The organism is Ancylomarina sp. (assembly GCF_041555295.1).
Lineage (GTDB): Bacteria > Bacteroidota > Bacteroidia > Bacteroidales > Marinifilaceae > Ancylomarina.
Window position 1 is genome coordinate 1 of the sequence record NZ_JBFFKR010000092.1, and the last position, 12,111, is coordinate 12,111.

Below are 12,111 nucleotides of genomic sequence, written 5' to 3' on the forward strand. Positions count from 1 at the left end.
TCAAGAGCTGAATTGACATACTCAAGACTTCTTTTAAAATCGGTGTATTGGAATTGATCAGAAAGTTTCAGGAGTATTTTGATTTTCGAACTATCCTGAGAAAGACTTTCCAGCTGCATCGTCAAACTATCTACCACAAAACGCTCTTGAGGATAGAGAAAAGCAGGCATTAAAAACAAAAGAAATAGAGCAAGTCGTTTCATACAAATTAGGGCTAGGGGTTAAGGGTTTTTCGTAACCAATGAGCTACAGGGGAAAAACAAATTTAGTAAAAAAAAGCCATTGTCATATCGCATGATGCAGCTTGGGACAAATGGTTGCTTGAAATTTATACTATTTTATAAAATTTATTGCATCTAGAGAGAAGGTGAGTTTAAATACTCTCGTATTACTGGCAAAACAATTTTAAGATCTCTATTTTAAGAAAAACAGATCATGCTATGACAAACCTTACTCCAAAACATGAGAAAGCCTTTCATAAATATATTGGATTGGGAGATAAGAACTTCGACTACAGGTCTGCTTAATATCATTCCAGGATGAAACCCAAAAGTATTAATAGGAAGGCCTACGAGCTCTTTGAGAAGGTCAATATTAGGTCAAGGGTAAAAGAGCTCCAAAAATAAATTGCTTTGCGTAATGAGCATACAATCGACTCCATTATTCAAGAATTAAGATTAATCGGGCAAATTACACGAAAAGAAACCGTTATCAGCTACAAATATGCTTATTACAGTTTGTTTTAGCAGCCCCAACAGAATCCAGAATGAAAAGTATTAACGCTTGACTACTACTTAAAAAGTGTAAACGATGTGCCTTGACCATACCATTTTGCAATCTAACGGTTACGTCAACAAACCCTTCATGTTCGGCAGTTCCTGCCACACGAAAGCTTAGTTGTTACCAACCGTTTTTATTCTTCCTCATAAAACTTCACATTATATTGGTTTAAAAATTCTTTAATTCGCTCAACAGAAATACAATGTCCAACATCTAAGAGAGGATGATTTGAAACTTTAGTCTTTTTTCCATTATTTATAATTTCTTTATTATCTATGTCGAAGCCTAGATACAGATGATTAGTTAAGAATTGCATACCATAAATAAAACCATCTGTATCGAATAGAGGTCCTCCATTTTGACCTTTCAATCCAGGTGTTGTCATCTCGATGGATGAGACATCATTATTTTAAGCGGCAAATCTTGATATTATTCCGTCAATTGGAAATCTTGGAGAAGCTACGTTTCCTGTATTATTCCATTCTATATCGTCATTTACTTCATTGAATTCAAAATTATTAAACTCTGGAAATGGATAACCTAAGCGACACAAATATCTACCTTGTGCAATCTTATCTGGATTAGTAACAAATGTTACATGTCCATCATAGATTTTATTATTGAATCCTTCAAATATTAAAATTGCTAAATCTAAAGTTGGATGAGCATGATATCTAATATTCCCAATTGGGTCTACTGAATTTATAAACCGATTCTTTATTTGAATTGGAGTGTCCTTTTTCAACTTATATTTTATTTCTACCCCCTTTAAATTCCTTTTAAACTTACCATCTCGTTTTAATGCATCTCTTTCTCTTTTAAAGTTTTATTTGTTTGCAACTGTTTTCTTTGGAGCTACTTTATTTTCAGTTGTCATATCTTATCTTTTTAGCAATACACCATAAGTTTTAGCTATCCAAAAAAGGCTTGCTATTGTAATTCCTCCACCCCTACATTTCAAACAGTTTGAATATTGTTTATCACACTTTTCACGATTATAATCTGGACTAAAACAACTTATTCTATGAAAGTAATTACGTCCCGTTTCCCCTAAAGACTCAGCAAGGCTAAACCCAATATTCCTCCAATTTTCATATCCTTGAGTGATATCGATATTGCCTGATTCAATCATTTGTACTAACCGCTCAACATTTTCAAACGAGTCTCCAGTATTAGTATTCATTGTTCGATGACAAGGAGCAGTTTTTTGTTTCTTGTCCACATCTAACCAAGCATGTGGATTAAATACCTTACTCATGACTCAAATATTTAGGGTTTATATAAACTTGAGGGTCATAAGGCAGAAAGCATGCACGTGCAACGTCCTTTCCTGAACCATCAAGTTCAAGTTGATAAGTTTGTTTCAAGTAATTACTTACTGCCTTAAAATAGTTCTTGTGATCCATCAAGCAGATATTAATAGTAATCACCCATTTTAAACCATCACCTGATGGAGAACGGAATAAAAGAACTGTTTCTAGGCTCTCATCTGTCAATAACATATTTTTAACCCCATCAACATCCGATAAGTGATCAAAGTCCAGTACCATCAAGCCTGAATGATGTTTAAAATGTTTCTCACTTCTTTTAGAGAATATCCCTGAGAAGCAGACATAGTTGAATTGGCCTGATTTAAAAGCTCTGGCTTCTTCAATCTTTTTGATTTGCCTTAAGGTTTGAGTTCGTTCAATATTCCAATGTCCTTTTATTAGCATATAGGCATCCAAAACACTAATCGCTTTATAAGGCTTAGTATTAGAGATTGGTTTCTTAAAAAAGCTAAACTCAGGTATCTTTATTTTTATCTGGTTATCTAGATATTGGCTATCTGGATAACTAGTTATATTTTGTATCATGTTATTTCATTTTTAGAAAAATCAAGGCATAGTTATCCTATTTGCAAAGCGTTACCACCTTACAGCATATGTACTATGCCATGTAATTCGAATATTTTAAAGGAAAGAATATTCCTTTTAAGAATGGTTTACTTAAAGGGTTTCACGTAATGCTTGCTCAAATGAGCTTCGATATCTGAGCTCTTATAGTAGATTTTTGAACCAACTTGAGAAAAGGCTAAAGTACCGTTATCACGATAGGTTTGAAGTGTTCGCTTGCTAATCAGAAATGTTTGACAAACTTCCTGATTGTCGAGCCATCTTTCTTCTAGTGGATAAAAGTGTTTTCTACTTAATTTTTCAACAGCTTCTTCCATACTTCTTAATTGCGAGTTTATCTTTAGAAAAGCATCGCTGCTCATTGTTACTACTTCCATAATATTGAAATTTAGAGTTAATTAATAATAATCAAATCTATCTAGCGCTAGTAGATCGTTTCGGAAGCAAACATATGCAGTACAAAGCAAAAAAAAGGGTTGTAACACACTTGTACAACCCTCAACAATCTCACTGATTATCTGTAATATAAATCGAATATCTTTTTCTAATATTTATTCAACAACTGACGCAAACGAATCAATTTTGTCTCCCAAAATTCAATCGCTTCATTTTGCGGACTCTCATAATTATTCTTAACCGATTTAGAACTGATATCGTCTTTTTGTTTGGATAAAAAGGTTGAAGCTATTTGCTTTGTCAATTGGGGAACATTATCAGTTTGCAAAAGCTTTTCATCGCTCAATAACCTGAACAATAGACCTAACTGTGGCACTGTTAAATTGGATTTAATTTTTCCAAGAGCATTTGAACTGCTTATATTTTCAAGTAATTCTCTATCATATTTTTCCAACTTATTATCAACAAAAGCAATCAACTTATCCAATGTATTATCTATTACAGTCATAATATTAGATAAATGCAAATGGCGATACGAAGGACTATCTTTCATAGTGTAAAGTCGTTTTTTAAAAGCTATTAAAACATCATATCGTTCTTTCTCATTCTTGCCAGATAAAGATTCATTAAGATACTCAACACTATATCTATAAGTATATGCTGATGCAATATTTGTCTCGATTAGAAAATTTAGTACCGTCTCTTCTTGAACAAAGTTATCTGTAGTCTCTAATAAACCATCTAATACTTTTAAGGATTTTTGTAAGAGCAAATAAGTCCTATTAGAATCATACATCTCAATACTCATCTGAGACTTAACTTCTCTTACAAAGTGTTGAAATGACATAGAATCCTTTCCTATATCATCTATTTCAATTTCGTTAACCTTTGGCTGACTTTGGACATCATCAAGTGAATTATCAGAAGCATCAGGATACTGGCTAGCTTCAAATGTTACACTATCAAAAAGCACGTAATCATTTCCAAGCGAAAAACTCTTAAATAATTCTTTACGCCATATCTCCACTTGCGTCTCATTAATTTGCTTATATCTTAAGATTAAACTTTCGTCATCTAAAATATCATCAAGAGACACAAACAACTTAATAGTAATAAACTTCAACAAGCCTACAACTCCTTCGTAGGCAACAAGAAGATTTGTAAAATTGTCAAAATTATTACAATCATCTCCAAATTGGTAAATTATTAAATCTTCGAAAGTAGATTTTAGAAAAAGATCAATTCGTTTTTTAAAGTTTAACATTCTCCTTCCCCTAAATTCAAACATAGATTGAACTGCTTCACGAGATTTACCTTGTCCTGCAATGTCAAAATATAATTTTTTGATGTTATCGAACTCGTATGTTAACTTTTCACTGATGTTTTTTTTAAGAAAGACTATAGGCACTTCATCTTTATTCTCAATTTTTTCATAAGTGTCGTAAAACAACCTCTCCAGATACTCAAATTCATCTCTCATGCTTGGTGCTCTAATTTTTATTCTAAGCGCAAAACTAATAAAATGCGATGCATTATGAACATTTTTTATATCTTTGAATCACTCGCAGATGAGAACATTTTGATAAAAAGAAAAGCAATCAAGTAGTTGCAGAATTAGGTGTAATGAAAAATTGTTTACAAGGCTAAAATATTGTATTACAGCATACGATGATGGGATGGTTCATGATCCTCTCTCTCCGCTTTAAAGCCTCAAAGTTGCAAAACTTTGATGCTTTTTTTATTCACTAAACCTTCATCGGTGTGGTTATATAGTTCTTCTCTATCATTCGTTACAAACTTACAGAGAAAATTATTAAACTAGAAAAGATGATACAAGGAGTGAAACGCCTTAAGCTAGAAGTCACTCTACTTAAGTTATTTTTAAACAAGTCCCTCGACATCATTATCGTTTTTACTATCTTGTGTATTCAATGCAATGAACACATATGAATATTCTACAAATAATACCAGGCTCGGGTGGTAGTTTTTACTGCGGCAACTGCTTACGAGATGATAAATTTCATCTTGCCATGAAAAAGCAAGGACATCAGGTAACCAAATTACCCATGTATCTTCCTTTGTTTTTTGATGAGCATGACCTCAACGAAATACCTGTTTTTTATGGAGCCATCAGTATCTATCTAAAGCAAATGTATCCTATTTTCAGGCATACACCTGCGTGGGTGGATCGTCTTCTGAATTCAGGCCCCATGTTAAAACTGGCTGCACGTATGGCTGGATCAACCAATGCGAAAGGTTTGGAAGAAATGACTATTTCCATGTTAATGGGTGAAGAAGGCAAACAAAAAGATGAACTCAATCGAATGGTAAGCTGGATGTCAGAATATCTTCAGCCAGATGTCATTCACTTGTCAAATGCCCTCCTACTAGGCTTGGCTCCCAAATTGAAAAAAGAATTTCCGAATGCGATACTATTTTGCTCATTACAAGATGAAGATGTTTGGGTAGATGCCATGAAAGATTCTTTTAGAGACAAAACTTGGGCGCTAATGAGTACCAAAGCACAATACGTAGATGCTTTTATTGCTGTTAGTGATTTTTATGCGGGCACTTCAATTGAAAAAATGAACATTCCAAACGAGAAAGTATTGACGAATCATTTAGGCGTCGATCCGGACGAATACAAGTATGTAGCTACTGATAAGAAGGAACGAAATATCGGTTATATATCCCGAATGTGCGAAGCAAATGGTTTCGACATTATTGTTGATGCTTTTATTCTTCTCAAAAAAGATCCGACTTTCGAAGATGTGAAATTGATTCTAGCTGGAGGATCGACGGGTGATGATAAAGCTCTAATAAAACGAGTAAGACAAAAATTAAAGAATGAGAATCTTATGGAACAGGTTGATTTTCATGAAGATTTTGATGGTGAAGGAAGACACGAATTCTTCTCTAAGGTTAAAATAATTTCTGTTCCTGTACGAAATGGAGAAGCGTTTGGGTTGTATTTGCTAGAGAGTATGGCTTCAGGCGTGCCTGTTGTACAACCCAATCTGGGCGCATTTCCCGAAATAGTTAATAAATCAAATGGGGGTGTCATCTACGAGAACAATTCCCCAGAAGGACTGGCCTTTGCTTTACAAAATCTTTTAAAGCAGGAAGACAAATTGCATGAACTATCAAATAGTGCTCGAAAAGGCGTCGAGAAGGAATTTAACATCTACGATCAGGCAGATAAGCTCATTGGGATTTACACCCGATTTTTAAAAAAGAATTAATTAAAGTACTTATAATAAAAAATTTAATCGATCGAGAATGATTATTCATTCCCTTTTTTTTTTGCATTTGTGCTATTACAGCCCCTTTCTTTATATACACTCACTACAAACAATTTAGTTAAAAAAACTAAACACCCTCCCCTTTTCCCATTCTACTTTCTGAAAAAAAACAACAAAATAAAATTCTTTAACAGTTGAAATTCAATCGATTCCCTCTGAACAGACTATAAACATTGACCTTTCCGGAATTTTTATTCAAAAAAAGCTTGGAGTTAATAGAAAATACACCATCTTTGCATCGCAATCAAGAGAAACGCGGATGTGGCGTAATTGGTAGCCGCGCTAGACTTAGGATCTAGTGCCGAAAGGCGTGGGGGTTCGAGTCCCTTCATCCGCACAAAAAGGATCAATACGAAAGTGTTGATCCTTTTTTTATTCCTCAAAATATCTCTCCACTTCAAAAGTCTTATCTATATTTGTTCCACTTAAAAACAAATAGGATTTAGAGCATTGAAAACACCAAAACAATACCAATTCATCATACAATTAGGAAGAGCTTTACACATTTACGGTGTGCCTTCTTACAAAATCCAAATCTATCTATCCGAAGTCGCTAAAACGAAAGGTATCCGAGGTAGTTTTATGGATACGCCAACATGGATTAACTATGTTTTTTATAGTGAGAACGAGGATGAATCCTATAATCATATTGAAAGTATTGCTCCGGGTGGCATCAACCTAGGAGCCTTATCTAGATCTGTAGAAATAACCGACCAAGTTCTTGCTAATCAAATTGATTTTGATGAAGCGAGTCTGCAACTTCGAATGGTATATAAACAATCTAAGAAATTCAATCATCTGATCTTAGCACTTGCCTTTGCTTTGGGTGCGGGCTCCTTTAATTTGCTTTTAGGAACCAATTGGATCTCTTTCCTTGTGGCTAGCCTTATGGGTATTGTCGTTTATGGACTGACCTACTTGGGATTAAGATCCCAATTTATAAACAACACGCTTGAGGCCTTAGCGGCCTTTGTGGTAACCATATTCATTGGCCTATTATCCCTCTGGCTTCCTGATCTTAACATTCCGCTTACGATTTTATCAGCCATTATCATTTTTATTCCTGGTTTAGCTATCACAACAGCACTCGAAGAGATCACCTACAAAAGTCTGGTGTCTGGTTCAGCGAAGCTTGCCGATGCATCGATATCGCTCTTTAAGCAATTCTTTGGAACTATTTTAGGTCTATCGGTACTCCCATTATTCTGTGACATCAATATCAACTCGGCTATATCGAATATGCCTTTATGGTCGAAATACTTAGGGATTCCATTACTGGCGATCTGTCTTTTACCCATTTTTCAAGTTAGAAGGAAAGATATGCTATATGGGATTCTAACCAGTATTATTAGCTATAGTGTAACAGTTCTCCTTTCCTTTACAGGCATTCTGATCAGCACCTTTATAGGAAGTATTACAGTTGTTTTGGTGAGTCTCCTTTTCTCATATATCACAAAATCGCCTCGCCATGTTTTTATTACTCAGGGAATCATTATGCTGGTACCTGGAAGCAAAGCTTTCATGGGTATTAGTACTATATTTTTAGGTTCGCCCATTGAAAATGTAGGAAGCCTGGGTTCACAAGTCGCCTATATCTTAATGGGCGTAATTGGAGGTCTATTATTTTCAGGTAGTTTTAACACTAAATAACTATTGTTGATAACTAAATATTGAAATTCTGCAAATAAAAGTTACTTTTGCTACTAGAATTATCACTTCAAATAAATAAATGATAGATAATACTGAGAATTATTTTGACGATGATACTCTTGAATCTGTTGATCGATTCGAAACAATGATCAAGAATAACAAGCCATGCTACTTCGATGTACATGAGTTTGAAAGCCTCGTCGACTTCTATCTTGAAGATCATAAATTGGCTAAAGCTACCCAAGCATCAGAACTAGCCATACAACAACACCCCTCTTCTATTTCATTGCAACTAAAGCAAGCTCAAGTGCTTATTGGCAGAGGCGAAGAAATAAAAGCGCTTACTATTCTCAAAAAACTAAAGAAGATAGAAAGCACCAATAAGAACATCTACATCCTTATCGGGAACATCTACAACATTCTTAAAAAGCCTCAAAACGCCAAAATTCAATTCGATATTGCATTGGGTTTATGCTACGATGATAAAGAGGATTTATTATTCAGCATTGCTGTTTCTTTTGAACATTTGGGCTTATATGAAATGGCTCTGCCCTATTTTAAGGAAGTTCACAAACTAGATGCCGAAGATCCTGAGGCCCTTTTTGAGATAGCTTATTGCTACGAAAAATTACAACAGGACGAAGAGAGTATTGAAGCCTATAAGGCTTATTTGGACCTTGATCCATTTTCGGATAATGCTTGGTACAACTTAGGGATTTTATATAATCGAAACGATCAAAGCCTTAAATCGGTTGAAGCTTATGATTTCTGTATTGCCGTAAATGAGAAGCATAGCAAAGCCTATTTTAACAAGGCCAACGCTCTAGCTCTATGCGATAAATTCGAAGAAGCCATTAAAAGTTATATCGAATATCTTGAATTCGAAGATGATCATGCCTCTACCTATTCTTATATAGGAGAATGCTTCGAAAAGATCGAGGAATTCGATCAAGCCATGATTTATTACGAAAATGCCATTAAAGAGGATGAAAAATTTTCTGATCCATGGTTTGGTATGGGCTTAATTCTTCTTTATCAGGATAAGATTGATGAGAGTTTGATCTATTTAAATGAAGCTAAAAGTTTAGACGATACAAATCCAGATTATTGGTTTGCTTTAGGCTCAGCCTATTCTCGCTTACCAGAAGCTCAAAAAGCGGTTCACTGCTTCAGAGAAGCAATCGATCTAGATCCTTATGATTCAACTTATGCCATCACTCTAGCTGAGTTCTATCATCAAAACAATAAAGAAGAAGCTGCCATTGATGTTTTACTCGAAAGTTTAGGCTTTTGTCCTGAAGATGTTCAACTACAAAATAACCTCGCGGCTTATTATATGTTAGCAGCAGATACAAATGCTGCAGAACACTATCTCCGTAAAGCAATGGCTAACCCTGAGAATAAGATTGAAGACATCTTCATTCAATTCCCTGAGTTGAAAAACAATAACAAATTCAAACAAATTATAAAAGCTAATCAATAGAATTAGCTTTTTTTTAGGTCTTGTATTTTTATTTATCCAAAATACATTTAGGCCATTATATGCACTAACATTATGACTCGATCAATTAAAGACTATATTATTATTGCCATGAAAGGCATGGGAATGGGCGCTGCTGATGTGGTACCTGGCGTTTCGGGAGGAACAATTGCATTTATTACCGGCATCTACGAAGAGCTAATAGAAAGTATCAAATCAGTCAATCTGACTTCGATAAAACTGTTATTGCAGTTCAAACTAAAAGACTTTTGGAAAGCTGTAAACGGCAATTTTCTCTTATCACTTGTTATTGGTATAGCAATTAGCTTTTTGTCTCTGGCAAAACTGATTAAAAATCTCTTAGAACAACACCCCATCTTAATTTGGTCTTTCTTTTTTGGTTTGATTGTCGCTTCTGCCCTCGTTATTGCAAAAAAAATCACCGAATGGAAATTACGCAGTATTATAGCGATACTTGTAGGAATTGGTATTGCCTATATGGTGACTGTTGTTACACCTGCCGAAACAACCAACGCCTATTGGTTTTTATTTCTATCAGGTGCTCTTGCAATTTGTGCCCTGATTTTACCCGGTATATCAGGTGCATTCATTCTTTTACTATTAGGTAAATATGAGTTTGTTTTAAATGCTTTAAGTAGCTTTAAGTTGGATGTGATTGCTGTTTTTGCTGTAGGAGCTGCAGCAGGTTTATTAAGCTTCTCCAATCTACTTTCCTGGCTTTTGAAAAAATATCACAACATGACCATTGCTCTCCTTTCAGGTTTTATGATTGGCTCATTAAATAAGGTGTGGCCCTGGAAACAGACAGTATCAACTTTTATTGATCGACATGGTGTAGAAAAAGCCTTAGTAGAAGATAATATTTTACCACAAACATTTGAAAATATATCAGGTCAGGATGCAAACCTAGCCATTGCGATTGGACTTGCCCTTATTGGTTTTTTCTTAATTATTATCATGGATAAATACAGTCCTGAATCGAAAAAATAATTTAATGATGTGATGATTAAAGAATATCAAACATCATTTGCTAACTTTTCAACTTAAACCTTTATCCTTTTCACCTTTTAGCCTTGAACTCATGAAAACATACGGAATCATTGGCAATCCTCTTGGACATTCATTTTCGAAACAATATTTTTCTGATAAGTTCCGGAATGAAGAGATTGATGCTCAGTTTTTAAATTTCGAGATACCTGACATTGAAAAGATTCTTAATGTGATTCAGGATAATCCAAACTTACTGGGCCTATGTGTTACCATTCCGTATAAAGAGGAAGTTATGGCCTATCTGGATGAGATTGATCCACTAGCCAAAGAAATTGGAGCTGTCAACTCGATACAGATTCGCAGAAAAGATGGAAAAACCTATCTCAAAGGCTTCAATACCGATATTTACGGTTTTGGAGAATCTTTATCCAGTTTTATTGAAGGGAGAAAGCTTAGTGCACTTATATTGGGTACAGGAGGTGCTTCAAAAGCCGTAGCTACAGCTCTAAAGAATCAGAATATCGATTATAAATCTGTTTCTCGCAGGAGAAGTGATGCGACGATATCCTACGAGGATTTAAATGAGGAAATTATTTCAAACCACCAATTGATTATCAATTGCACGCCACTAGGAACCTATCCCGACACAAATGCTTGTCCTGACCTGCCTTATTCCAACTTAAGTTCTGAGTATTTCCTTTATGATCTAGTATACAATCCAGCAACGACACTTTTCATGTCAAAAGGAATTGAACAGGGAGCAAAAGTACACAATGGCTTAAAAATGCTGCATTTACAAGCCGAAAGAAGCTGGGAAATTTGGAATAATTAGATTGTAATACCTAAGAAGATAGCTTGACACTAAAAGTCAAGACAATGGAAAAGGATGCTCATCGTCGAAATAAATGGATTTCAAATAAAAAGAATAAAAATACTGTTCAGATAAGGAATCTAACTACTAATTTTTATTTACTCGTAGGCCATTTCTCGCTGCCCGATCAACAAGAGTAAATAAGAGATCAATTTTATTTTTGAGAGATGAATTTTTATGCCCTTTAACTTTTACAATATGGCAGTTCAACAAGTCTGTAATTCTATAAAACTCTTTATACAATTCATGATTATCGATTAGTCGTCCATTATTTGAAATATACTTGTTCTCCTCGAATCGCAACCTCCTATCAGGCAAACCAATTATATTTTGAGAGTCAGTATAAACAATTACTCGCTTCTTAATCTTTTCGAGTTTCGTGAGTGTGTATAATAAAATCTGCAATTCTAACTTTGTAGATGAGGTATCTTCAAATTGCTTCAATTTTACTAGTTTTTTAGCTTCATCAGGAGATATTGCTATATCCTCTACTATTAGAAAAGCTCCAAATCCTATTTTTGATTGAGGATTTACGCTTCCATCTGTAAACAAGTAGATTTCATTAGGCATCATCCAGTTTTAAGTCTTGGGGATATTCTATAGTACAAAGGAATAGCCCATGACCGGGAACTGAGGATCCAGCATTGCATCTGTTCATACTTTCAATTACCCGGCGGAAACCTGCCATATCCATTTTTCCACGACCAACTTCAACCAAGGTTCCAA

At 34.7% G+C, this 12,111-nt stretch carries 14 protein-coding genes and 1 tRNA gene; 6 read left to right on the forward strand and 9 right to left on the reverse strand.

The features are described 5' to 3' along the window. The 7 genes from ABY905_RS08470 to ABY905_RS08500 form a co-directional block, all read right to left on the reverse strand. Positions 1 to 203: hypothetical protein (locus ABY905_RS08470; RefSeq protein WP_372642515.1), on the reverse strand; the 203-nt coding region annotated here is incomplete at its 3' end. 710 nt (positions 204 to 913) lie between these two features. After that, positions 914 to 1,165 (reverse strand): hypothetical protein, encoded by a 252-nt coding sequence (locus tag ABY905_RS08475; RefSeq protein WP_372642517.1) that lies wholly within the window; start codon positions 1,163 to 1,165, stop codon positions 914 to 916. Positions 1,166 to 1,189: 24 nt separating this feature from the next. Further along, positions 1,190 to 1,525 (reverse strand): hypothetical protein, encoded by a 336-nt coding sequence (locus ABY905_RS08480; protein ID WP_372642519.1) that lies wholly within the window; start codon positions 1,523 to 1,525, stop codon positions 1,190 to 1,192. 135 nt (positions 1,526 to 1,660) lie between these two features. Beyond that, the gene (locus tag ABY905_RS08485) at positions 1,661 to 2,038 is read right to left on the reverse strand and encodes a PriCT-2 domain-containing protein (protein ID WP_372642521.1); all 378 of its coding nucleotides are present in this window, start codon (positions 2,036 to 2,038) and stop codon (positions 1,661 to 1,663) included. Further along, positions 2,031 to 2,636, reverse strand: coding sequence for a BT4734/BF3469 family protein (locus ABY905_RS08490; RefSeq protein ID WP_372642523.1), 606 nt, complete (start codon positions 2,634 to 2,636; stop codon positions 2,031 to 2,033). Before ABY905_RS08490 ends, ABY905_RS08485 begins: the two co-directional genes overlap by 8 nt. Before the next feature lie 128 nt (positions 2,637 to 2,764). Then, entirely contained in the window at positions 2,765 to 3,052 is a 288-nt protein-coding gene (locus tag ABY905_RS08495) for a helix-turn-helix domain-containing protein (protein ID WP_372642525.1), read from the reverse strand. Positions 3,053 to 3,219: 167 nt separating this feature from the next. Further along, positions 3,220 to 4,551: a hypothetical protein gene (locus ABY905_RS08500; RefSeq protein WP_372642527.1), complete on the reverse strand. Its 1,332-nt coding sequence runs from the start codon at positions 4,549 to 4,551 to the stop codon at positions 3,220 to 3,222. A gap of 550 nt (positions 4,552 to 5,101) precedes the next feature. Between ABY905_RS08500 and ABY905_RS08505 the strand changes: the two genes are divergently transcribed. The 6 genes from ABY905_RS08505 (at position 5,102) to aroE (ending at position 11,346) form a co-directional block, all read left to right on the forward strand. Beyond that, positions 5,102 to 6,313: a glycosyltransferase family 4 protein gene (locus ABY905_RS08505; RefSeq protein ID WP_372642529.1), complete on the forward strand. Its 1,212-nt coding sequence runs from the start codon at positions 5,102 to 5,104 to the stop codon at positions 6,311 to 6,313. Positions 6,314 to 6,628: 315 nt separating this feature from the next. After that, positions 6,629 to 6,710 (forward strand) — tRNA-Leu (locus ABY905_RS08510). A gap of 113 nt (positions 6,711 to 6,823) precedes the next feature. Then, positions 6,824 to 8,023, forward strand: coding sequence for a threonine/serine exporter ThrE family protein (locus tag ABY905_RS08515; RefSeq protein ID WP_372642531.1), 1,200 nt, complete (start codon positions 6,824 to 6,826; stop codon positions 8,021 to 8,023). A 79-nt stretch (positions 8,024 to 8,102) separates the two neighbouring features. After that, positions 8,103 to 9,506, forward strand: a complete 1,404-nt coding sequence (locus ABY905_RS08520) for a tetratricopeptide repeat protein (RefSeq protein ID WP_372642533.1) — start codon at positions 8,103 to 8,105, stop codon at positions 9,504 to 9,506. Positions 9,507 to 9,578: 72 nt separating this feature from the next. Then, on the forward strand, positions 9,579 to 10,514 hold the full coding sequence (locus tag ABY905_RS08525) for a DUF368 domain-containing protein (protein WP_372642534.1): 936 nt from the start codon (positions 9,579 to 9,581) through the stop codon (positions 10,512 to 10,514). A 91-nt stretch (positions 10,515 to 10,605) separates the two neighbouring features. Next, entirely contained in the window at positions 10,606 to 11,346 is a 741-nt protein-coding gene (gene aroE / locus ABY905_RS08530) for a shikimate dehydrogenase (RefSeq protein ID WP_372642536.1), read from the forward strand. Positions 11,347 to 11,472: 126 nt separating this feature from the next. On the opposite strand, the gene ABY905_RS08535 is transcribed toward aroE, so the two are convergent. Next, positions 11,473 to 11,955 carry a ribonuclease HI gene (locus ABY905_RS08535; RefSeq protein WP_372642538.1) on the reverse strand — a complete coding sequence of 161 codons (483 nt, stop codon included), beginning with the start codon at positions 11,953 to 11,955 and terminating at the stop codon, positions 11,473 to 11,475. Continuing rightward, entirely contained in the window at positions 11,948 to 12,103 is a 156-nt protein-coding gene (locus ABY905_RS08540; RefSeq protein WP_372642540.1) for a hypothetical protein, read from the reverse strand. Before ABY905_RS08540 ends, ABY905_RS08535 begins: the two co-directional genes overlap by 8 nt. Positions 12,104 to 12,111 lie beyond the last annotated feature (8 nt).